The organism is Metaplanococcus flavidus, from assembly GCF_042675885.1.
Lineage (GTDB): Bacteria > Bacillota > Bacilli > Bacillales_A > Planococcaceae > Planococcus > Planococcus flavidus.
On the sequence record NZ_JBHTKI010000007.1, the window covers coordinates 160,142 to 181,883 of the forward strand.

Consider the following 21,742-nt stretch of genomic DNA (forward strand, 5'->3'; position numbering starts at 1 on the left):
TAATGTTGAAGGGAGTGTCCTGAATGAGTTGGTTAGTAGTCGTCATCTTTGGCCTAATTGCTATTTTGGCAGCAATAGGTTCTGTGCAAACATTAAAAAATAAACAAGTATTAGGATTTTTATTTAACTTTGGAACCTTCATTATTTTTGGTGCCTTTGCGGTAGCCACTTTGATCACACAAGGTTATCCACCAGAAGTACATTAATACGGGAAAAGCTGTTGCATTTGATGCAACAGCTTTTTTTTGATATGACTCCACTTTTGGATTTCCACAAAAAAACGGACCCTCTGAAGGGTCCGTTTTTTATTGGGGCTGATCCACGCCATCTTCAACGTCGTCAACCAGTAGTTCGCCAGTTTCTTCATCATAGAATCTCAAAAGATCCCCATTGATGATGGCTTCCGAATATTCCAATTGCTGAACTGTCCGGTCTATATATGGTTCACAAGCTGCAGGATCATCAATTTCCCCTGTTTCACTATCGTAGCATGTTCCAGCGGCATAAACATTTTCATCTGTAACAAAACGTCCATCACGGAACACGGTGAATTCTTCGTATTCTTCCGAAAACAAGTCGGCACCGAGTTGGACATCCTCATCCGAATCCAATCCCATGAGATTCAGAATCGTCGGTCGCATATCTATTTGGCCGCTGACTTTGTCATCTACATGTCCTTCACCATAGCCGGGAATGTGCACAAAGAATGGCACTTTCTGGAGCTGCGCTGTTTCATAAGGAGTGATCTCCTTATCTAGATATTGTGACATTGCCTCATTATGATTTTCAGAGATGCCGTAATGGTCTCCGTACATAACGATAATCGAATTTTCATACAAGCCTTGTTCTTTCAATTCATCAAATAACTCTTTAACCGCTTCATCCAGGTACCTGGAAGTTTGGAAATAACGGTTTAACGTACCGGAGTTGGAATCGAATTCCGAAATATATTTGTCTTCCTCATCCAGATAGAAGGGGTGGTGGTTGGTCAATGTGATCAATCGGCTGTAGAACGGCTGTGGCATTTCTGCCATATGCTCGACCGATTGTTCAAAGAATGGAGTATCTTTCATTCCCCAGTTTACTGCTTGGCCTTCTTCGACAGTAAAGCTCTCAATATCCTGGAATTCATCGATCCCCATTGCTTTGTACATGATATCGCGGTTCCAGAAGCTCGCTGTATTGGCATGCTGAACATTGGTGAAATATCCGTTTTCGCCCAACTTCTCTGCCATCGAGTTATAGGTATTGCCACTATGTGTGAAGAATACCGCACTGCCCGCGCGCGGATAGAGGGAGTTTTCCAACAGGAATTCCGAGTCGGAAGTTTTCCCAAGACCCGTCTGGTGATAGAAATTCGGGAAGTAAATCGTATCTTCGTCACTTGACAATTCGTTCAGGAATGGCGTGATTGTCTGTCCGTTCATCTCATTGTTCATCACAAATGTCTGAAGTGATTCCAGTGTGACGACAATCAGGTTTCGGCCTTCAGCGATGCCTTTCATCTCTTCAGACGGCTCTGCCTGGGTAGAGCTGACATAATTTGTCACTTCAACTAATTCAGATCCATTGGCAAGTGCCCGTTGAGCCTGTGATTTAGACTGGACATAAACATCGTATAAATGATAATTATACATGCCGATGTTTTTGACCAGCATCTCGCGGTCGAAACTGCGTGTCAGCAATTGCGGACGTTCAGCTTCGGCGAGTCCGAGATTGAAGAACATCAAAGCGGCTGACAGGATGAAATAAGCTTTTCTTTGGACAGAACTGGCTTTCTCGCTGATTTTCACTGTAGGCAAAATTTTGATCGCCAATAGCACAATCAAAAAATCCGTGAAGTAGAAAATATCTGTCCAGAAAATACTGGCAGCAGCACTGGCCTTCAAATCGCCGAAATTCTGCGTCTGGAAAAGCAGTGGCAAGGTGATGAAATCACTGAAAAAGCGATAGAATGCCACGTTCGCGTAAAGTATACCCGAGGTTAGCAGCGTCATCACGAGCAAATAGCGATTTTTCGCCTTTTCGCTCTTGAAGAACAGGGCTGCTCCGTACAGGAACAATACTAAGCTCAATGGGTTGATAAATAATATAAACTCCTGCAACGCATTGTCTATAGTGATACTGAACGCGGTCTTATAAACAATATAAGTTAGTAACCAGGTTGCTACAATTGCGATTGCAAGGATTGAATGTTTAGGCCATTCTTTTTTAAACATCCCGCACATCCTCCTCTTGTTGCATTTTTCTCATGGTATCAATTCCATTTCTTTTTTTGTTTGATAAGCCCTAGGGCAGTTAAAGTTGAAAATTTACAAAACTTAACAATGCCTCAACATTTAATGTACCCTCCATTAGACGGATGAAACGTTAAAAAGTTTCAAAATAACGGAAATTTTATCGGATTTTGTTTTGTTCACTCCGCAAAATCAATAACGCCGTTGAAAATTCTTTCGCTGTAATAAATTGCATCCGGTAAAGCTCTCTGACTTCATCTTCCATTAGAAGCAGATCAGCTTTGCGGTCAGCCGTATAGATGATCGTACCGTACCTTTTTAAAAGCTGCATGACATCATATAAATTTTTCATGGCCCCACCAGCCCGGTATCTACGGGTCCATTTTCAGTAAAAATGCGCTGAACGGGCAGATCATGTGCTTCGACCGGTACAGTTTCTACAAGCTGAACAGCGAAAGCGAGTGATCTGGTCGGGCCTTTGTAACGGGTCAGGTAACGATCATAATAGCCCCCTCCGAATCCGATGCGGTAACCTTCTTTAGAAAATACCACACCCGGCACGATCAATAAATCAATTTGTTCGGGGCCGACTTCCTCTGTCAATTCGATTATGGGTTCTTTCAGTTTCATATAGACTTTTTCCAATTGGCTTGGATCATCGACCAGCCTGAATGTCATCGCCCTGGTGAGGGGATCGCATTTCGGCACAGCGGTTTTCTTGCCCGCCTTCCAGCATTCTTCCATCAGCCTGCGGGTGTCCACTTCAGGAAATGCCGAAATTGTCGTTCCGATAATCTTTGCAGACTGAAAGGCGGGATCTTCCATCAGAAATGCCAATATGGCATCCGATTTTTGGCGATGTTCTTCTGTATCCATTCTTTTTAAAAACGCAATCATATCTTTTCGTTGTCCTGCTTTATCCATCATAGACTCTCCTTTAAAAGAAAAAAGCCAAAACCCTTGAGGTTTTGGCGGTCCATTCATTACTTCGTTTCACGGTGTACGGTCATTTTTCTTTCACGTGAGCAATATTTTTTCATTTCAAGACGCTCAGGGTTGTTGCGCTTATTTTTAACAGTGCTGTAGTTACGTTCGCTACATTCTGTACAAGCTAAAGTGATGTTTACACGCATCGGTTTCCCTCCTAATTCTTTCAAGGATCATTTTTAAATAAGCAAGATCTATACGACTTAATTATTATAGCATATCACACAAAAATGTCCACTGAAATATTCCACTGAATTTCTATACTTTTCCTGGGCAAAATTCCGATTTTATTTATGTGAACCTGGGATCTTCCAGTTTACCGAAATAATCACCGTAAAAATAGCCGGCGGAAGGGTTTCCGCCGGCTTCGACTTATTTATTTAAATCGTAATGCCGTCCGCGTACCAGATAGAATAATTGTTCGGCGATATTCGTGGCATGGTCGGCAGACCGTTCCATATAGCGTCCGATAAATGCCAATTGGGTAATCTGGCTTATTTTACCGGGATCTTCACTGCCGGCAAGCATCAATTGTGTCAGCACCTGGCCATAAAGCTCATCGACCTGGTCATCAAGATCGGCAATTTCTTTGGCTTTTAAAACATCTTCTTCCACAAAAGCATCGATAACCTGCATGAGCATGGTCGTAGCCAATTTATGCATCTTTTCAATCTGGGCAATCGGTGCAAGAAGCTCTTCTTTGCCAAGGCGGATTGTCTCTTTGGCGATATTCACTGCATAATCCCCCACCCGCTCCATATCCGTCGCCACTTTAATGATGACGATCAGCCTTCTCAGGTCGGTTGCTACAGGAGATTGTTTGGCAATCAATAAAATAACGCGGTCGTTGATCTCTTCTTCAAGCCGGTTAATTTTCGAGTCATCTTCGATTACTTCCAGAGCCGCGTCAATATCCTGGTTTAATAATGCATTAACTGACTTGCTTAAGGCATCGACGGCCATTGTACTCAATTGAATGAGTTGATCTTGCGAAGAATGTAATTCTGTATCGAACTTTTCACGTACTGACAAAATAGAACGCTCCCTTTCTTAGCCGAACCTGCCGGAAATGTAGTCTTCTGTGCGCTTGTCTGAAGGATTGGAGAAAATTGTATCCGTCTTATCGTATTCGATCACTTCACCGTTCAGGAAAAATGCGGTCTTATCGGAAATGCGGGCAGCCTGCTGCATATTATGCGTCACGATGATGATGCTGTAATCTTTTTTCAATTCCTGAACGAGTTCTTCGATCTTAAGTGTGGAAATGGGATCGAGTGCAGACGTCGGTTCATCCATGAGAATGACATCCGGTTCAATAGCTAATGCGCGAGCGATGCAGATCCGCTGCTGCTGACCACCGGAAATGCTGTAGGCATTTTCATTCAGCCGGTCTTTCACTTCGTCCCAAATGGCGGCACCGCGAAGGCTTTTTTCCACGATTTGATCAAGGATTTTCTTGTTTTTGATGCCATGGATGCGCGGTCCGTATGCGATATTATCATAAATCGACTTCGGGAATGGATTCGGTTTTTGGAAAACCATACCCACCTTGGTGCGCAATTCTTCAACGCCGTAATCTTTGTCAAAAATATTCCTTCCGCGGTACAGGATCTGTCCGGATGTTTTTACGTTCGGCACCAGTTCAACCATGCGGTTCAAAGTTTTCAAATAAGTTGATTTGCCGCATCCTGAAGGTCCAATAATTGCCGTTACTTCATTTTGTTTGATATCCAGTTCAATATTTTTCAAAGCATGATTGTCTCCATACCAAAGATTCAATTGCTTCGTATCATAAACAGAACTTGTTGAACTGACAGTTGTGCTTTCCTGTTCCAATCCTGCTGTTGTGCTTCCATTGTTTATTGCTTGTGATGTTGACATAGTAGAACCCCTTCCACTCTAATAGCGTTTCTCAAATTTGTTTCGAATAATTACTGCGACTGAATTCATCAACAGCAGTACAACCATTAATACGATTATCCCCGCTGCAGCGACTTGCTGGAACTCGGGCTGCGGCCGGCTTGACCAATCATAAATTTGCATCGGCAATGCTGTGAAAGTGTCCATGACACCTTCAGGAAGAAACTGGATGATAACCGGAACACCTATGACGATCAACGGTGCGGTTTCACCGATTGCCCGCGACAGCGCAAGGATACTTCCTGTCAAAATTCCGGGAATCGCTGCTGGCAGGATAATCCTTACAATTGTCTGCCATTTTGTTGCACCCATGCCATATGAAGCGTCGCGCAACTCACCTGGTACCGAACGGATCGCTTCCTGGCTGGCAACGATAATCACCGGCAGAATCAAAAGGCTCATCGTAAATCCTGCTGCAAGAATGCTGTTGCCCAGTGCTAAAGTACGAACGAAGATAGTTAATCCCAGCAATCCGAAGACTACCGATGGCACACCTGCAAGATTTGAAATATTCATCTGGATAAATGTGGTGATCCGATTTTTTCCTGCATATTCTTCGAGGTATAGCGCTGAACCGACACCCAGAATAATTGAAGTTGGGGCAACGACGATCATCAGCCAAATTGACCCGATCAACGCCGCTTTGATACCTGCCTGTGCCGGGAACCGCGATGCAAAATTGGTCAGAAAATCTATAGACAAATGAGTTACCCCTTGCGAAACAATCTGATACAGCAAAATGACCAGTGCCAGCAAAGCTGTGAGCGTTGCCAGAAGAAATATCGCTTTGAAGAGTTTATTGATGATATTTCTGCCATTCATTCGTTTAACGACAGCTTCATGTTCAATATATCTCATCTCAATACTCCTCTCTGAAACGCTTGGAAACGTAATTAGCTAATATATTCATGATCATTGTGAAAACGAACAAGGTAAAACCAACTGCATAGATTGAATAATAGATAGTTGTACCATAACCTGCGTCCCCTTTTGAAACCTGAACGATATAGGCCGTCATTGTTTGGATGGAACCAGTGAAATCTCCATCAAATTTTGGAGTTGAGCCGGCTGCAAGGGAAACGATCATCGTTTCACCGATTGCACGGGATACTGCCAGAACGACTGAAGCTACAATACCCGATACTGCGGCAGGGATGGTGATTTTCATCGCTACCTCGAATTTCGTCGAGCCCATTGCCAAAGCACCTTCACGAATACTCTTAGGTACAGAGGACATTGCATCTTCGGAAAGCGATGCAATCATCGGAATGATCATGATGCCGACAACAATCCCTGGTGAGATTGCATTGAATATCTTAATATCCGGAAAAAATGTTTGGAGAAGCGGTGTGACAAATGTCAATGCAAAGAATCCATAGACAATTGTCGGAATACCGGCAAGAACTTCCAGTACCGGTTTGATTACCCGTCGCACATTCTCAGTAGCGTACTCACTCAGATAAATGGCTGCTGAAATACCTATTGGGACTGCCACCACGATGGCAATTAACGTAATTTTCAACGTTCCGACAATCAAAGGAAGGATGCCGTATTGTGCTTCCCGATTTGAAAACGGCAGCCATGTCGTGCCGAAAATAAACTCACTGATGGAAACTCTGGTAAAGAAAGTGACAGTTTCAACGATCAATGTCAGCATAATACCGATTGTCGTTAACACGGATACCGTTGCGATCAGGAATAAAATCACCGGCATCAATTTTTCCACGAATTTTTTGTTCTTCTTGCCTTTCGACTGCGCGATCATTTCCTGCACAGATTGCCCCATGACGAAACCCCTTTCACACCCAAAAGGTGAGCAAAGGTTGCTCACCTTGATTCTGGACTATTTCAAATTATTTTAAAGCTTCAAGATCTGCCAAACCATTTTCATATTCCTCTTCAGGCAATGCCACATAACCGACTGCCTGTGCCATTTCGCCGGCATTTTCGATTGTGTATTGCATGAAATCGTATGCTGCTTCGTTGTCACTCATTGAAGAGTTTTTCGCATAAGTGAACAATGGACGTGATAATGGAGAATATTCGCCGGATTCAATCGTTTCATCATTCGGTTCAATTCCGTCGATTGTTACTACTTTCAACGTGTCCTTGTTTGCTACGAAGTAAGCATAACCGAAGAATCCGATTGCATTCGGGTCAGACTGGATGCCCTGTACCAACGTATTGTCATCTTCTGATAAAGTAGCTGAGCTGACAATATCTTCATCTTCCAGGATCACTTCGTTGAAGTAATCGTATGTTCCTGAAGCAGTTCCCGGTGCGTAGAATACCACTTCTTCCTCAGGCCACTCAGGATTGATGTCTGACCACATTTTCGTTGTTCCGTCTTCCACCCATAATTTCTTCAGGTCTTCTACAGTAAGATCTTCTACAAAGTCATTTTCCTGGCTGACGACTACTGACAGGCCATCATAAGCCAACAGGATTTCTGTATAATCGATGCCCGCTTCTTCAAGCGCAGCTGCTTCTTCTTCTTTTATGGGACGAGATGCATTGGAGAAATCAGTTTCGCCTTCTATGAACTTCTCAAAGCCTCCGCCTGTACCGGAAACGCCGACTGTCACTTGCACGCCAGGCTGAGCTCCTGCATATTCTTCAACGATACCTTCCATAATTGGTGCTACTGTTGATGATCCATCTCCAATTACCGAACCTTCAACTTCACTCGCTGTTGATGAACCGTTTTCCTCGGTTTCTCCACCTTCATCTGTACTTCCGCATGCTGCAAGTAGTAAAGTCGATCCGAGAATTGTTGATGCCATTTTGAATTTCCAGTTTTTCATCTGTAATGCCCCCAATTAGTTTGTTTTTCTTTACAGTCCTAACTATATAGAAGGATTGTTGAGGACATATGGAGCCAATGTTAAGAAATTGTAAATGTGCATTCACTGAGTCTATCAGTAACTTTCCCGAATAAAAAATATAGAAAAACCCCGACCTGCAGGCTTGCAGGTCGGGGTTCATGGCTTATTCTTCTTCGATTTCTATCGGTTCTTCTTCCCCTTCTTCAATCGTTTCATCCGAATAAGGTGGTTTGATGACGGAAGGAGATTCTTCCGATTTCGTTTCCCGCAGTTCAAAATATTTATCCAGGGCCTCCCGCACGATCAAATTGCTGGTAGGGGGCACTGCGCGTGAGTTTGTAGAGATATATGGAATCATCACGGCATAGGCGACTTCCGGATTGTCATAGGGTGCAAATCCCACGTGTGTCGTTGTAATGGCGGCTTCTTTATAAAAAGGATTTTCTCTGTCATCATTAAACACCACTTCTGCGGTACCGGTTTTGCCGGCAGCGGTAAAATCCGCGTCTGCAAAATAGCTTCTGGCAGTTCCCTGATCTCCGACATACACATTACGCATTCCGGTTTTCAACCGATCAATTTCTGCTTGTGTATTATTGATGCGATTCAGAGTTTTTGGCTCAATGACCGTTTCCACCGGACCCAGATTTTGTCCGTCAGTGGACGGCCCCCGTATTTCTTTGACAAGATGCGGTTCCATTCGGTATCCGTCATTTGCGATGGTTGATACATATTGAGCCAATTGCATCGTCGTGTAAGTATCAAATTGTCCGATTGCAAAGTTGAGCAAGTTGCTTCCAATGTTCGAGGCGCCTTTGTAGCCGGTTCCTTCAAATGGAAGATCGATTCCCGTCTTTACACCAAGGCCGAATTGGGCAAACGAGTTTCTCATCGTATCAAAATGTCTTGGAGGAATATTGATCGGCTGATTGTATTCATATTTTTCATTTGCCAGGGCCAATGCTATTTTGAACATGTAAACGTTTGATGAACGTTCTATGGCTTTGAGGTCAGTAACAGCTACTCTGTTAAATCTAGTCTGGTTAAAAAGTGATCGCTTCGGATCGGTACCTTTTATGATTAAAGGTTCATCAATCAACGTCTGATTCATACTGATGGCGTCTTCCGCATAGCCGGTCAACAGTGTCGCGCCTTTAATAACAGAACCGGTTTCATAAGCTGCCGTCACAGCCGCATAGGACATATCCTGCATAACCAGCTTGCCGTCTTCGGCACGGTCTATCCGCTTACCTATCATCGACAGCATTTCTCCAGTTTGGGGATCCATCATCACCAGGTAGGCATCTTTGACCAATTGCGAATTCGGACCGGCTTTCAACTCACGCAAATGCTTTTCTACTATATCTTCCAAAGAGGAGTTCAATTCACTGTCAATCGTCAGCATCAGGTCCTTGCCGGGTTTGCCCGCATCGGAAGGAATGGTTTCGATGACACGGCCACGGCCATCGGTAATATTTTTTACGACCGATTTCTGGCCCTGCAAAATTTCTTCATATTGCAATTCCAGAAAGCTGGTTCCTACACGGTCATTGCGGGAGTAATCCCGTGCCATGTAATAGTCCAATTTGCTGGAAGGAATTCCTTGTTCAGGAGTTGTCGTGCTCCCCAGAATTGTCAGATCACTGGTTTTTACCCGTTTCCAGTCGGTGATCGTATTGACCCCTTTGAGTTTCGGATCCGTCAGTCTTTCTGAAACCCTTGCAAATTCCTCGGGAGTCACTCCTTCATTTTTAATAATTTGAGGAGACAAAGCGTAGCCTGAAGTCATTTCTCTGAAAATCGCCAAGGTTTCTATGTCTTCAGCGCTAAGGCTCGCTAATTCTTCTTCAGTAATTTTGTCACGGATGAGTGTATCTATTTTGAACTGCTGTTCTTTTTGGGTAAGTCCTTCATTTGCTATCGCAGCGCGTTCCTCGTCCGTGACTTTAGCAGTCGCTTCTACTGTATTGAGCATTATATAGAAATCCTGTTTGTCCCGAACTGACACACGATTATCATCTTTTTCTATCAATTTCGCCAGTTCTCTGGCAGTTTCCAGCATGTCGGTGCGCTTTGTTGTCTGCATTGCCGTATATGTAATGGCGTTTACGGGATCATTATCGACAAGCACACGGCCCTCACTGTCAAAGATCCGACCTCTTGGTACACTTGTATTGACCGGTACTTCTTCAGTTCTTGCCAAAGCACGCGCATAATCCTCGCCTTTGACGATCTGCAAATAACCGAGCCGTAGGATCAGCATAGAGAAAAGTAGAAAGATCGAGAAAAAAAGGATATTCATGCGAAAGACGGTATGGGATTTCAGCTTTGACTTCGCCTGGCTTACTCTCCTTTTATTGGGTTGGCTCATTTATTAATTGGTCTCCTTTCGGTGAAATATCCAAAAGCTAGTATATCATCGAACAATAAAAAACACACACTTTTTCAGACGAAAAAGTGTGTGCCAGGTTTCATATATTGTTGATTATTTTGCAGATTCAAAGCGTTTTGATACTTCATCCCAGTTTACTACGTTCCAGAATGCCGCCAAATAATCCGGGCGTTTGTTCTGGTATTTCAAGTAATAGGCATGTTCCCAAACGTCCACTCCGAGAATCGGCGTTTTGCCGTCCATCAATGGAGAGTCCTGGTTGGCAGTCGAAGTAACTTCGAGTTCACCGTTTGAAACTGTAAGCCAAGCCCAGCCTGAACCGAAGCGAGTTTTACCAGCAGTTTCGAATTTCGTTTTGAATTCGTCAAAGCTGCCAAATTTGCTGTCGATCGCTTCAGCAAGTGCACCAGATGGAGCGCCGGTGCCATTTGGAGTCAGTAATTGCCAGAATAATGAGTGGTTGGCATGTCCGCCACCGTTGTTGCGAACTGCAGTGCGGATGTCTTCAGGGACAGCGTTCAAATCAGAAATCAATTCTTCTACAGATTTTGAAGAAAGATCGTCGTGGCCTTCCAGGGCAGCATTTACGTTTGTTATATAAGTGTTATGGTGTTTAGTGTGATGAATGTTCATCGTTTCCTTGTCGATATGAGGTTCCAGTGCGTCATACGCGTAAGGTAATTCCGGTAATTCATAAGCCATGATTAAATTCCTCCTTGAGTCTATTGTTCTACTTTCATAGCGTATCAAAGTTTACAGATTGATACAATTAAAATGCATGAACATCCATTTTAATCAGACCTTTGACTGAGTCAAACGACGAAGAAGAACAGGATGATCATCACCAGTTGGATAATGCCTTTGGTGAAAACCGATGTTATAAAGCCGACAACGGAACCGATTCCTGACCGGAATGCTTTTTTGAAATTCGAACGGTTGAAAATCAGTTCCGCTCCAATTGCTCCGACAAAAGGTCCGATGATGATTCCGATGATCGGCAGGATGAAAGGACCGAAGATCAGTCCGACCATGCTTCCCCAAAACCCTGCCCTCGATCCGCCGAATCGTTTTACGCTATAGGCATTCGATAATGCATCTGCGCTGAACAGCAAGCCTACAAACAGCAATTGGATCAGCCAGAACCACCAGGGCAGATCTGCAAAGTCGAAAAACAGGCCATACATGATGAATCCTCCAAAAATAAACAGCACTGCAGGAATAATTGGATAAACCAATCCGATAAAACCAATTACAAAAAATAACAGGACGACTATCCAGCCGATTGTTTCCATAACAGTTCCTCCCCAATTAAAAACTCCCTTCCATCGTGCCCTACATTTTTAAAAATGTAAAGAAAGATGAAAGGGAGAAGTTATTATGCGCGATTTCCGAGAATCGCTTCTGCAATATTCACGGAATGGTCACCGATCCGTTCAAGGTTGCTGACAATATCAACAAACACGATTCCTGCCTGTGCAGAACAAGCTCCTTCAGTCAGACGAAGAATATGCTTCTTGCGGAATTTCCGCTCCATCTTGTCGATCAGGTCTTCCTGTTCAGCAACTTCACGCGCAAGCTCATGGCTTGTCGTATCAAGAGCATCCAATGATTTTTGGACGGTGGCAATCGTCAGAGTGAACATTTCTGTCAGGTCTTCCATTGCGTCGTCCGTAATATTCACGCGGTTATTAAGCTGATAATCGATCAATTCGATAATATTTTCGAAATGATCTCCGATGCGTTCGATATCACGCACCGTTTCCATCAGCATGGTGTGACGTGTTGAATCTGCAGAAGAAATGGATTCGGCAGAGATCAAAACAAGGTAATCTGTTATTTTACTGTCCAGGTTATTGATGGCATCTTCCAACTGATAACCTGTTTCAGCGTTTTTAGTATTTTTAGTTTTCAAATATTCATAAGTTTCCTGAAGGCCCTGTACGGAATATTGGCCCATCCGCAGGATTTCTTCTTTTGCCTGTCCCAGCGCAATGGAAGGTGATTGCTCAATGAAATGAAGGTCAAGGTGCTTGGGTTTAAATTCGACAGTTACGTCATCCCCAGGGATTACTTTTGTTACCAGGTATGCCCATAACCCTATTAACGGGAATTGGATGATCGTATTTGCTACGTTGAATGAACCGTGGGCAAAGGCGATTTCCATTTTTGGATCAAGACCGAGGGTAACTGCCAACCATTCCACATAAGCCGTAAATGGCACCAGCAGAATAAGGAATATAATGGATCCTATAATATTGAACAGTACGTGTACGGCTGCTGCACGGCGGGCGGCAACTGATGCTCCGAGTGCGGCAAGAATCGCTGTAACTGTTGTACCAATATTATCGCCGAACAGTACCGGCAATGCTGCATCCAATGTTACGAGGCCTTCTGCATATAACCCCTGCAGAATTGCCACCGTACCACTGGAACTTTGAACGATGAATGTTACAAGTGTTCCGACTGCAACTCCCAGAATCGGAAATTCACTGAGGTTGACGGTCATATCGATGAAAGCCGGCAGTTCGCGCAATGGCTTCATCGCACCGCTCATCGTATCCATACCGAAGAATAAACCACCGAACCCGAAAATGACCTGCCCGATGTTCTGAATTTGATTTTTCTTGAAGAAGAAGATTAAGAAAGCCCCTACTGCCATGATCGGCAACGAGTATGCACCGACATCAAGTCCGATGATGAACGCAGTGACGGTTGTCCCGATATTCGCTCCCATGATAACGCCGATTGCCTGGCGCAAGGTCATGAAACCGGCACTTACCAAGCCGACTACAATTACGGTCGTACCTGAACTGGATTGAATTAGGATGGTTACGATAATACCAACCAGCACACCCATGAACGGATTAGTCGTAAAGCGGTCCAAAATTTCACGAAGTTTATCCCCTGCCGCTTTCTGTAAAGCGTCTCCCATATACTTAATGGAGAATAGGAATATACCAAGCCCACCTATGAAGGTGAAAAATATTTCTTGCCAGTTCATTTCCACGATTAAAAATCACTCCTAGATTAGCGTATTGACACCTTGTCTATTATGAATACTTCTCCATGCAATTGTAAATACCTTTAATAAAAATTTACATTCCCGTAACAAAGCATAAGTAACTCGATTAAATATAATGGTAGGATATTATTATAGATGAAAGGAAGATGAACGTGAATCTATTGCAATTACTGAAAGCCAGCATCATGGAACCTAAAAAGCAGGCAGCCGTCAGGATACTGCCGATCGGAAAAATAATGCGCTTTGTTTTCCTCTTCATCCTGCTGCTGACAATTCCCGCTTTTATCGAATTTATTGATGGACTTGACAGTGTTTCGGGCGATTTGGAAGGTTTTCTTCTATATATAGAAAAAATAGAGTGGCTGCTCTATCCATTGGCCTTTATCATGCTGTTTGTTTCCACCACCCTTTACCATTTCATTAAAATCAGTTTGTTCGCCTGGATCGGCATGGCATTACTGAAATGGATGAAACGCCGGGGAGAATATCGCCAAATGTGGCGGACGGCTTCCCTTGCTGTCACAGTTCCGACAATTATATCGGTAGCTGTCGGTTTTATTGCAGAGAATCCATGGCTTCCACTCCTGATATCGCTGCTGGCAATCGGCTATCTTTATCTGGCAATAAAGTATTACCCGAAAAAGCCGGGGGGACGCAAATAGCGCGCTGACCGTTCTTTCTTGTATTCTACAAGCGGAGACTGCTAAAATAGCAATAGGCATCCCTTAGAGCCGGTGGCACAAACCGGCAGAAGAAAACGGGATCAGTGGAAATAACTGGAATATCCCAAAAGGAGAGATAATTGATGAGTGAGATTATTCACCGTTCAAAAACACGCCCCGTAAAAGTCGGAGATATCACAATCGGCGGCAGCAATGAATTATTCATACAAAGTATGGCAACAACCAAAACACATGATGTAGAAGCGACGGTAGCGGAAATTCTTCGTCTGGAAGAAGCTGGCTGCCAGGTCGTTCGCGTCGCATGTCCGGATGAACGAGCGGCATACGCAATCGGCGACATCAAAAAACGCATCAACATCCCGCTTGTTGTCGACATCCATTTTGACTATAAACTGGCACTTATTGCAATTGAACAGGGTGCCGACAAAATCCGCATCAACCCGGGCAACATCGGACGCCGCGAAAAAGTTGAAGCAGTCGTCAATGCCTGCAAAGCAAAAGGCATACCAATCCGTATCGGCGTCAATGCCGGTTCATTGGAACGAAAGATATTGGAGAAATATGGCTATCCAACAGCTGACGGAATGGTCGAAAGTGCTCTTCACCACATCAAAATCCTTGAAGACCTCGATTTCCATGACATCATCGTGTCCTTAAAAGCATCTGATGTGGGACTGGCAGTAGAAGCTTATGAAAAAGCGTCGAAAGCGTTCGATTACCCGCTGCATCTTGGCATCACAGAATCCGGTACATTATTCTCCGGAACGGTGAAATCGGCTGCAGGATTGGGCGCTTTGCTGCAAAAAGGCATCGGCAACACGCTTCGCGTCTCATTGAGCGCAGATCCGGTAGAAGAAGTCAAAGTGGCACGCGAAATGCTGAAAGTTTTCGGGCTTTCATCAAATGCAGCAACTTTGATCTCGTGCCCGACATGCGGACGCATCGAAATCGACCTTATTTCTATAGCCAATGAAGTCGAAGAATACATCTCACATATCAAAGCACCTTTAAAAGTCGCTGTTCTCGGATGCGCGGTCAACGGACCTGGCGAAGCACGTGAAGCCGACATCGGCATCGCCGGTGCGCGTGGAGAAGGTTTACTCTTCATGCACGGGAAGACTGTCCGTAAAGTACCTGAAGCGACGATGGTGGATGAATTGAAAGTTGAAATCGATAAACTTGCGCAGGAATATTTCGACAAGCAAGCCGCAGAAAAAGCGGAAGCCGACAAACAACAAGTATAAGGTAGTGATGCTATGAGATATCGTTTTGGAATTGATATAGACGGGACAGTAACATGTCCCACTTCATTGATCCCGCATATTAACAAACAATTCAACAGTGAATTGACATTGGATGATATTAAGGAATATGACCTGACTTCTGCACTTCCCCATTTAGAGCCCGGTGAATTTTACACCTGGTTCCGCGAAGCGGAATCATCCATCTATGCATCTTCACCAGTATCAGATAATGCCAAAAGCATTCTGAACAATTGGAAAGAGCATTATGAATTATTCTATATTTCTGCAAGGGGCGATAATGTATCGAATATCACCCTGGATTGGTTTAAAAAACATGCAATTGCCTATGACCATATCGAATTGATCGGCACCCATAAAAAGATTGAAACTGCAAAAAAACATAATGTGGATCTCTTTTTTGAAGATAAGCATGACAATGCTGTAGAAATCAGCGAAGAGTTGGACATACCGGTCATTTTATTCGATACCCCTTACAATCAGGAAGCAGTACCGAATGGAGTCATTCGCGTATATGACTGGCTGGAAGCGGAACAATGGGTAAAAAAAGAATTTGGTGTTCAAAGCACGTTAACAGCTCAAAACAAATAGGAAAAGCCGATTGCACAATTGCAATCGGCTTTTTTGTGTTCAAGTATTTAACTCGTTAATATGAAGGATTTAAGAACTGGCGTTGCCGTTTTTCTGTGTCCAGACTTCAGCGGCCCAGCTCCTCGGGTCATAATCCAGCCCAATCACTTTTCTTTATTTACATTCCGGACACTTACCATAAATTTCGAATTTATGGTTGGCAATTTCATATGCCGGCAATGCGGCTCCAAGCATATCCATCGGACACACTGGAATTTCCTTAATTTTTCCGCAGTCCATACAGATAAAATGATGGTGATGCGAATCACTTTCACAATGCATACGGAAATGGCGCTCTCCGGAAAGCTCGGTCTCTTCCAAAATCCCCAGGCTGACAAATGTCGCCAGATTTCGATACACAGTATCATAGCTCATGCTCGGATAATCTTTTTGCATGACGTCCAGCAGATCCCTTGCGGTCAGATAACGGTCGTCGTTGACAAAAAGTTCAAGAATCTGGTTGCGTTTCGACGTTTCCTTATAGCCTTTTTGTTTCAATATGTCCCATGCTTTTACAAGATTCATGCGATCGCTCCTCTTTTTACGCTTACGGATATTTTTTTGTAAATCAAAACAATCAGCAATAATAAAATCGATGTAACGACAATCGTCCCGCCTGGTGCCAGGTCAAAATAGAAAGCGGAAACCAGTCCGGCAATAACGGATCCTTCGCCGAACAGGATCGACAGGATGATGGTCTGTTTAAAGCTTTTCGATACACGCATGGCTGCAGCGACGGGAATGGTCATCAATGAGGAAACCAGCAGGATCCCTACGATGCGCATAGATCCCGCAATGACAAGCGCCGTTACAATCATGAACATGAAATGGATCCATTTTGCCGGCAATCCTGAAGCTTTTGCATATTCATCGTCAAAGGATAAAACGAAAAGTTCTTTGAAAAATAGAAAGATAAATGCGAGCACCACTCCTGCGATTGCAACGACGATCAATAAGTCTTCCCTGCTGACAGCCGATACCGATCCGAAAAGATAACCGAAGAGGTCATTTGAAAAGCCCTCAGCCAATGAAATGAAGATGGCACCAAAACCGATTCCGGCCGACAGGATAATCGGAATGGCCAATTCCTCATAATGTTTATATAGGCTGCGGAGCCTCTCAATCAGGACTGAGCCGCCGACAGATGCTGCGATTCCCAGGAACAACGGATTCAGCGTTGCGAAAGCGGCAACGCTCTGGCTTAAATAGAGGCTGCCGGCAATTCCGGCCAGTGTGACGTGGCTGAGTGCGTCTGCAATCAGCGACAGCCTGCGCACGACAATGAAAACACCTAACAGCGGTGCGATGACACCGATGATCAGACCTGCGCCAAAAGCATTCTGCAAAAATTCATAAGTTAATATAGCGTCTATCATTGTCAATGTGCGCCTCCTGTGTGATGGATTTTCCGGACGGAATGGCCATACCAGGAGGCGCGTTCTTCGTCGCTCAATGTTTGGAACTGTTCTTTGAAGCCATGGAAATGAATCGTCTGGTTCAGGCATGCCACATGTGAAATACGATCCGTCACCGTATCCACATCATGCGTCACCATAACCAGCGTGATGCCATTGTTACGGTTCAGCGATGCCAGCATATCGTAAAAAGACTGTACATTGGGATGGTCGATACCGACTGTCGGTTCATCGAGAATCAGCATTTTAGGCTTTGACACGAGCGCACGGGCGATAAAAACACGCTGCTGTTGTCCCCCTGATAATTCACTGATGCTGCGGTCCTGAAATTGCTCCATACCGACAGCTTGCAGCGCCTCCATAACATCTTCATCGACAGTTTTCGGCATGCGGTGAAACAGACCCGCTTTTTTCGCAAGCCCCCCTGCCACAACTTCTTTAACTGTTGCAGGGAAACCGGCGTTGAATGAATTGGATTTCTGAGAAACATAGCCAATCCATTCCCGGCTTTTGAAGTTCTTCGAATCCACCCCAAAAAGTTTTATTGACCCTTTTGAAGGTTTTATCAAGCCCAGCATGATTTTCAGCAAAGTGGATTTCCCGGATCCGTTGGGCCCCAATATCGCCAGAAAATCCCCTTTTTCGACTTTCATCGAAATATTTTCCAATGCTTTAGTTTCTTCATATTCAAAGCTGATATCTTTGATTTCAATCAATGGCGCATCCATACTGCCGCCTCTTTTCCAATTAAGAATGATTACGATTTACATTTTAAAAGTATAAGCCAGTTCCGGTCCCTTGTAAACCATTCGAATCCAAAAAGAAAACTCCTCTATTAAAGAGGAGCTTTCAGTTCTTCTATGACGCCGGGTGAAAACACACCGGCTTTGAACATCTCTATTTCGAATGCGTATGGCGCTTTTTTGTTTTTGGCCTCCGCTCCGACATATGGCGTTTCCAAAATCTTTGGAACATGCATAAGGTCACGGTGATGAACAATGCCATTCAGGGCTTCAAAACCGATTTCACCAAAGCCGATATTTTCGTGGCGGTCTTTGGCTGCCCCCCGAACATTCTTGCTGTCATTGATATGAAGCACCTGCAAACGGTCAATGCCGACGGTGCGGTCAAATTGTTCAAGGACACCGTTGAAATCTTCCTTGATATTATAACCGGCATCGTGTGTATGGCATGTGTCGAAACAAACTGACAGGCGCTCGTTATTTTTAACGCCGTTTATAATGGCTGCAATCTCTTCGAAACTGCGGCCGCATTCAGTCCCTTTACCGGCCATCGTTTCCAGGGCAATATTCACCGGAAAGTCCTGGCTCAGCACTTCGTTCAGGCCTTCGATAATTTTAGTGATGCCCGCCTCAGCTCCGGCACCCACATGTGCACCGGGATGCAGAACAATCTGCGTTGCCCCGAGTGCTGCAGTGCGTTCTATTTCCTTTTGCAGAAATTCGACGCCGTGAGCAAAAGTTTCAGGCTTCTGGGTATTGGCGATATTGATGATATAAGGTGCATGGACGACAATATTGGACAAGCCATTGGCTGCCATATGTGCCTGCCCAGCTTCTATATTAAGTTCCTCGATCGGTTTGCGCCGCGAGTTCTGCGGTGCTCCTGTGTAGATCATGAAAGTAGTTGCTCCGTAGGAAGCTGCTTCTTCACTTGCTGCCAGCAGCATCCCTTTGCCGCTCATCGATACGTGAGATCCAAGTAACATAATTTCGACTCCTTATTTCTTGCGGTTTTTCCGGCGTTCCGCTTTTTTGATTTCGTCCATTTTCCACTTCATCTTTTTCTTGTACATCGGTTTAACCGATTTTGGTTTGTGGACCATCGTTTTCGCTTTTGCATCCGCTTCATTCGTCGTACGCACACGCGCTTTTCTGCTGTGACGCTCTTTCAGATCGACGAATTCGCCTTTGATAATGTCTTTCTGCTGGAACGGGATGCCCATTTTTTCAACGCGCACAATTGCGTCCTCTTCTTCCGGTTTGAACAATGTGATGGCGAGGCCCTTCATTCCCGCACGGGCCGTACGTCCGACACGGTGAATAAAGAATTCGAGATCTTCCGGCAATTCATAGTTGATGACATGGCTGATCCCCTGAATATCGATGCCGCGTGCTGCAAGGTCTGTTGCCACGATGTATTGATATTCCAGGTCGCGGATCTGTCTCATCATCTTCACTCGTTCACGAGGCGCAAGGTCACCGTGGACACGGCCGACTTTGATGCCATCTTTTGCTAATTGATCAGCTACATAATCCGCGTTGGTGCGTGTGTTGACGAAAATAATCGCCAAATAGGGATTGATGGTTTCCATCACTTCCTTCAAACGTTCCATCTTGCGTTTGCTGCGAACAGGAACAAGGTAAAAATCGAGTCCTTCGGCAGTCGGGCGTTTGTCGCCGATTTTAACATGGATCGGTGATTCCATATATTTTTTCAGGAATGGTTTCAACTTTTCAGGGATGGTAGCAGAAAAGACATACATCTCAAGATCATCCTGCATTTTTCCGGCAACCTGGTCGATTTCTTCGATAAAGCCCAAATCGAATGCCAGATCCGCTTCGTCCACTACAAGAATTTTTGCAGTATGGACGAACAATGCCCGTTCGTTGACCATATCTTTCAAACGTCCCGGTGTCCCGATAACGATATGGGGCTGAGTTTTCAGTTTATTGATTGAACGCTGCTTGTCTGTTCCGCCGATAAACGATTTCACTTCAATGCCTGAACCTTCTGTAAGCTTCAGGACTTCGTTGTAGAGCTGGGTTCCGAGCTCACGCGTCGGTGCAGCGATGACCGCCTGCACTTCCTGGCGGCTCACGTCGACCCGCTCTACGATGGGGATGATGAAACTGTGTGTCTTGCCTGTCCCTGTATGGGATTGGCCGATTGCACTGGTGCCTTTCAATATATGAGGCATGATCTGTTTTTGGATCGGAGTCGGTTCTGTAAAACCGAGTTTCTCCACTGCCTCCAATAGGAATGGTTTTAATGAGTATTCTTTGAAATTTGTCATGGGATGTAATTCCCTCCTTACGCTCCGTATATTATAGCATAAACCGCGGGTTTTACGCGATGGAACTTTTGTAATGCTGAACCGTCTCCGTTATAATAGAAGTATTGATTGTTGAAAGGAGCGGTACCAGATGAAAGTTATGAAAATATCGCCAAGAGGCTATTGCTACGGAGTGGTGGATGCCATGGTCATTGCCAAAAATGCCGCAATGGACGAAAGTTTGCCGCGGCCTATTTATATATTGGGAATGATTGTCCACAATAAACATGTAACTGATGCATTCGAAGCGGATGGCATCATCACGCTCGACGGCACCAATCGGCTTGAAATACTTGAAAAAGTCGAAACGGGTACTGTTATTTTCACAGCGCATGGCGTTTCACCGCAAGTCCGGGAACTGGCTCGCCGAAAAGGGCTTGTATCCATTGATGCAACTTGCCCGGACGTAACAGTTACACATGATCTGATCCGTGAAAAAACGGCGGACGGTTATCATATCGTCTATATCGGAAAGAGCGGCCACCCTGAACCTGAAGGCGCAATCGGTGTCGCTCCTGACTTGGTCCACCTTGTTGAAAATGTGGATGACGTCAACAAGCTCCAACTGACAGCTGACAAAATCATCATCACCAATCAGACGACCATGAGCCAATGGGATGTCGTAGCGATGATGGAAAGACTGAAAGAAAAATTCCCTCATTCGGAAGTCCATAAGGAAATCTGCCTTGCCACTCAGGTCCGGCAGGAAGCAGTAGCCGAACAAGCGGGCGAAGCTGATCTTCTGATTGTTATCGGTGATCCGATGAGCAATAACTCAAATCGTCTGGCACAAGTATCCCAGGATATTGCAGGAACACCTGCTTACCGCATTTCGGATTTGTCCGAACTCAATCTCGAATGGCTCGAAGGTGTCGAAACCGTGGGAGTTACAGCAGGAGCTTCAACTCCGACTCCGATCGTCAAGGAAGTCATGACTTTCCTCGGCAATTACGATCCGGCTGATCCGGAAACGCATCAGCTGACACGAACAGTTCCATTGAATAAAATCCTTCCGAAAATCAAGCATCCGAAACCTTCGGATCGCATTGAGCCGTATCCGGTGGGAGAATAACTTACCAAAAAGAAAGCGGCGAATCTGCAACAAGCAGATTCGGCGCTNCCAAAAAGAAAGCGCCGAATCTGCAACAAGCAGATTCGGCGCTTAGCTTATTGAGGAAGATAAATGAAAACCGATATTCCGCAAAACAGCTTGCTTGCCTGGGGGCTCGCGCTGAGCTAACTCGAGGCTTCGCCCGAGTGGATCTCAGCACTTCGCTTGGTCCCCTGGGCGTC

23 protein-coding genes are annotated in these 21,742 nt (G+C 44.7%); 5 read left to right on the forward strand and 18 right to left on the reverse strand.

Features of this window, described 5'->3' with window-relative positions:
* Positions 1–23 precede the first annotated feature (23 nt).
* Positions 24–206 (forward strand): DUF2759 domain-containing protein, encoded by a 183-nt coding sequence (locus ACFQ1X_RS04675; RefSeq protein WP_144840177.1) that lies wholly within the window; start codon positions 24–26, stop codon positions 204–206.
* 99 nt (positions 207–305) lie between these two features.
* Here the strand turns inward: ACFQ1X_RS04675 and ACFQ1X_RS04680 are convergent, their stop codons facing one another.
* From ACFQ1X_RS04680 to ACFQ1X_RS04740, 13 genes are all read right to left on the reverse strand, one after another.
* Positions 306–2,219: an LTA synthase family protein gene (locus ACFQ1X_RS04680; RefSeq protein ID WP_144840176.1), complete on the reverse strand. Its 1,914-nt coding sequence runs from the start codon at positions 2,217–2,219 to the stop codon at positions 306–308.
* A gap of 178 nt (positions 2,220–2,397) precedes the next feature.
* On the reverse strand, positions 2,398–2,589 hold the full coding sequence (locus ACFQ1X_RS04685) for a YqgQ family protein (RefSeq protein WP_144840175.1): 192 nt from the start codon (positions 2,587–2,589) through the stop codon (positions 2,398–2,400).
* The gene (locus tag ACFQ1X_RS04690) at positions 2,586–3,161 is read right to left on the reverse strand and encodes a 5-formyltetrahydrofolate cyclo-ligase (RefSeq protein WP_144840174.1); all 576 of its coding nucleotides are present in this window, start codon (positions 3,159–3,161) and stop codon (positions 2,586–2,588) included. The genes ACFQ1X_RS04685 and ACFQ1X_RS04690 overlap by 4 nt, the downstream gene beginning before the upstream one ends.
* Positions 3,162–3,220: 59 nt before the next feature.
* Positions 3,221–3,370, reverse strand: coding sequence for a 50S ribosomal protein L33 (rpmG, locus tag ACFQ1X_RS04695; RefSeq protein ID WP_084226083.1), 150 nt, complete (start codon positions 3,368–3,370; stop codon positions 3,221–3,223).
* 226 nt (positions 3,371–3,596) lie between these two features.
* Positions 3,597–4,256, reverse strand: a complete 660-nt coding sequence (phoU, locus tag ACFQ1X_RS04700) for a phosphate signaling complex protein PhoU (protein ID WP_144840173.1) — start codon at positions 4,254–4,256, stop codon at positions 3,597–3,599.
* Positions 4,257–4,274: 18 nt separating this feature from the next.
* A complete protein-coding gene (pstB, locus tag ACFQ1X_RS04705; protein ID WP_144840172.1) occupies positions 4,275–5,105 on the reverse strand; it encodes a phosphate ABC transporter ATP-binding protein PstB in 831 nt (276 codons plus the stop codon).
* Between the two features lie 18 nt (positions 5,106–5,123).
* Positions 5,124–6,002 carry a phosphate ABC transporter permease PstA gene (pstA, locus tag ACFQ1X_RS04710; protein WP_144840171.1) on the reverse strand — a complete coding sequence of 293 codons (879 nt, stop codon included), beginning with the start codon at positions 6,000–6,002 and terminating at the stop codon, positions 5,124–5,126.
* Position 6,003: 1 nt separating this feature from the next.
* Positions 6,004–6,930 (reverse strand): phosphate ABC transporter permease subunit PstC, encoded by a 927-nt coding sequence (gene pstC, locus ACFQ1X_RS04715; protein ID WP_144840170.1) that lies wholly within the window; start codon positions 6,928–6,930, stop codon positions 6,004–6,006.
* Between the two features lie 67 nt (positions 6,931–6,997).
* Positions 6,998–7,948: a PstS family phosphate ABC transporter substrate-binding protein gene (locus tag ACFQ1X_RS04720; protein ID WP_144840169.1), complete on the reverse strand. Its 951-nt coding sequence runs from the start codon at positions 7,946–7,948 to the stop codon at positions 6,998–7,000.
* 184 nt (positions 7,949–8,132) lie between these two features.
* Positions 8,133–10,340, reverse strand: coding sequence for a peptidoglycan D,D-transpeptidase FtsI family protein (locus ACFQ1X_RS04725; RefSeq protein WP_144840168.1), 2,208 nt, complete (start codon positions 10,338–10,340; stop codon positions 8,133–8,135).
* Positions 10,341–10,454: 114 nt separating this feature from the next.
* On the reverse strand, positions 10,455–11,063 hold the full coding sequence (locus ACFQ1X_RS04730; protein WP_144840167.1) for a superoxide dismutase: 609 nt from the start codon (positions 11,061–11,063) through the stop codon (positions 10,455–10,457).
* Between the two features lie 110 nt (positions 11,064–11,173).
* A complete protein-coding gene (locus ACFQ1X_RS04735) occupies positions 11,174–11,653 on the reverse strand; it encodes a DUF456 domain-containing protein (protein ID WP_144840166.1) in 480 nt (159 codons plus the stop codon).
* 83 nt (positions 11,654–11,736) lie between these two features.
* The gene (locus ACFQ1X_RS04740; RefSeq protein ID WP_144840165.1) at positions 11,737–13,368 is read right to left on the reverse strand and encodes a Na/Pi cotransporter family protein; all 1,632 of its coding nucleotides are present in this window, start codon (positions 13,366–13,368) and stop codon (positions 11,737–11,739) included.
* A gap of 161 nt (positions 13,369–13,529) precedes the next feature.
* Here ACFQ1X_RS04740 and ACFQ1X_RS04745 point away from each other — a divergent pair, with 161 nt between their 5' ends.
* The 3 genes from ACFQ1X_RS04745 (at position 13,530) to ACFQ1X_RS04755 (ending at position 15,919) form a co-directional block, all read left to right on the forward strand.
* The gene (locus ACFQ1X_RS04745) at positions 13,530–14,045 is read left to right on the forward strand and encodes a DUF1189 family protein (protein ID WP_379081569.1); all 516 of its coding nucleotides are present in this window, start codon (positions 13,530–13,532) and stop codon (positions 14,043–14,045) included.
* A gap of 143 nt (positions 14,046–14,188) precedes the next feature.
* The gene (gene ispG / locus ACFQ1X_RS04750; protein WP_144840163.1) at positions 14,189–15,310 is read left to right on the forward strand and encodes a flavodoxin-dependent (E)-4-hydroxy-3-methylbut-2-enyl-diphosphate synthase; all 1,122 of its coding nucleotides are present in this window, start codon (positions 14,189–14,191) and stop codon (positions 15,308–15,310) included.
* Between the two features lie 12 nt (positions 15,311–15,322).
* Positions 15,323–15,919: a hypothetical protein gene (locus ACFQ1X_RS04755; protein WP_144840162.1), complete on the forward strand. Its 597-nt coding sequence runs from the start codon at positions 15,323–15,325 to the stop codon at positions 15,917–15,919.
* Between the two features lie 153 nt (positions 15,920–16,072).
* Here ACFQ1X_RS04755 and ACFQ1X_RS04760 read toward each other — a convergent pair whose 3' ends face one another.
* The 5 genes from ACFQ1X_RS04760 to ACFQ1X_RS04780 form a co-directional block, all read right to left on the reverse strand.
* Complete coding sequence (locus tag ACFQ1X_RS04760) at positions 16,073–16,483, reverse strand: Fur family transcriptional regulator (RefSeq protein ID WP_144840161.1); 411 nt, start codon at positions 16,481–16,483, stop codon at positions 16,073–16,075.
* A complete protein-coding gene (locus ACFQ1X_RS04765; RefSeq protein WP_144840218.1) occupies positions 16,480–17,334 on the reverse strand; it encodes a metal ABC transporter permease in 855 nt (284 codons plus the stop codon). The genes ACFQ1X_RS04760 and ACFQ1X_RS04765 overlap by 4 nt, the downstream gene beginning before the upstream one ends.
* 2 nt (positions 17,335–17,336) lie before the next feature.
* A complete protein-coding gene (locus tag ACFQ1X_RS04770; RefSeq protein WP_144840160.1) occupies positions 17,337–18,101 on the reverse strand; it encodes a metal ABC transporter ATP-binding protein in 765 nt (254 codons plus the stop codon).
* Positions 18,102–18,208: 107 nt separating this feature from the next.
* Complete coding sequence (locus ACFQ1X_RS04775; protein WP_379081607.1) at positions 18,209–19,105, reverse strand: deoxyribonuclease IV; 897 nt, start codon at positions 19,103–19,105, stop codon at positions 18,209–18,211.
* A gap of 9 nt (positions 19,106–19,114) precedes the next feature.
* The gene (locus ACFQ1X_RS04780) at positions 19,115–20,410 is read right to left on the reverse strand and encodes a DEAD/DEAH box helicase (protein ID WP_144840158.1); all 1,296 of its coding nucleotides are present in this window, start codon (positions 20,408–20,410) and stop codon (positions 19,115–19,117) included.
* Positions 20,411–20,540: 130 nt separating this feature from the next.
* On the opposite strand from ACFQ1X_RS04780, the gene ACFQ1X_RS04785 reads away from it, so the two are divergent.
* Entirely contained in the window at positions 20,541–21,521 is a 981-nt protein-coding gene (locus ACFQ1X_RS04785) for a 4-hydroxy-3-methylbut-2-enyl diphosphate reductase (RefSeq protein WP_144840157.1), read from the forward strand.
* Positions 21,522–21,742: the final 221 nt, after the last annotated feature.

Bases quoted from the DNA above. Each gene is read 5' to 3' on its own strand.
- ACFQ1X_RS04675 (WP_144840177.1), top strand. From the start codon at position 24: ATGAGTTGGTTAGTAGTCGTCATCTTTGGCCTAATTGCTATTTTGGCA.
- ACFQ1X_RS04680 (WP_144840176.1), bottom strand. From the start codon at position 2,219: ATGTTTAAAAAAGAATGGCCTAAACATTCAATCCTTGCAATCGCAATT.
- ACFQ1X_RS04685 (WP_144840175.1), bottom strand. From the start codon at position 2,589: ATGAAAAATTTATATGATGTCATGCAGCTTTTAAAAAGGTACGGTACG.
- ACFQ1X_RS04690 (WP_144840174.1), bottom strand. From the start codon at position 3,161: ATGGATAAAGCAGGACAACGAAAAGATATGATTGCGTTTTTAAAAAGA.
- rpmG (WP_084226083.1), bottom strand. From the start codon at position 3,370: ATGCGTGTAAACATCACTTTAGCTTGTACAGAATGTAGCGAACGTAAC.
- pstB (WP_144840172.1), bottom strand. From the start codon at position 5,105: ATGTCAACATCACAAGCAATAAACAATGGAAGCACAACAGCAGGATTG.
- pstA (WP_144840171.1), bottom strand. From the start codon at position 6,002: ATGAGATATATTGAACATGAAGCTGTCGTTAAACGAATGAATGGCAGA.
- pstC (WP_144840170.1), bottom strand. From the start codon at position 6,930: ATGGGGCAATCTGTGCAGGAAATGATCGCGCAGTCGAAAGGCAAGAAG.
- ACFQ1X_RS04720 (WP_144840169.1), bottom strand. From the start codon at position 7,948: ATGAAAAACTGGAAATTCAAAATGGCATCAACAATTCTCGGATCGACT.
- ACFQ1X_RS04725 (WP_144840168.1), bottom strand. From the start codon at position 10,340: ATGAGCCAACCCAATAAAAGGAGAGTAAGCCAGGCGAAGTCAAAGCTG.
- ACFQ1X_RS04730 (WP_144840167.1), bottom strand. From the start codon at position 11,063: ATGGCTTATGAATTACCGGAATTACCTTACGCGTATGACGCACTGGAA.
- ACFQ1X_RS04735 (WP_144840166.1), bottom strand. From the start codon at position 11,653: ATGGAAACAATCGGCTGGATAGTCGTCCTGTTATTTTTTGTAATTGGT.
- ACFQ1X_RS04745 (WP_379081569.1), top strand. From the start codon at position 13,530: ATGAACGTGAATCTATTGCAATTACTGAAAGCCAGCATCATGGAACCT.
- ispG (WP_144840163.1), top strand. From the start codon at position 14,189: ATGAGTGAGATTATTCACCGTTCAAAAACACGCCCCGTAAAAGTCGGA.
- ACFQ1X_RS04755 (WP_144840162.1), top strand. From the start codon at position 15,323: ATGAGATATCGTTTTGGAATTGATATAGACGGGACAGTAACATGTCCC.
- ACFQ1X_RS04760 (WP_144840161.1), bottom strand. From the start codon at position 16,483: ATGAATCTTGTAAAAGCATGGGACATATTGAAACAAAAAGGCTATAAG.
- ACFQ1X_RS04765 (WP_144840218.1), bottom strand. From the start codon at position 17,334: ATGATAGACGCTATATTAACTTATGAATTTTTGCAGAATGCTTTTGGC.
- ACFQ1X_RS04770 (WP_144840160.1), bottom strand. From the start codon at position 18,101: ATGGATGCGCCATTGATTGAAATCAAAGATATCAGCTTTGAATATGAA.
- ACFQ1X_RS04780 (WP_144840158.1), bottom strand. From the start codon at position 20,410: ATGACAAATTTCAAAGAATACTCATTAAAACCATTCCTATTGGAGGCA.
- ACFQ1X_RS04785 (WP_144840157.1), top strand. From the start codon at position 20,541: ATGAAAGTTATGAAAATATCGCCAAGAGGCTATTGCTACGGAGTGGTG.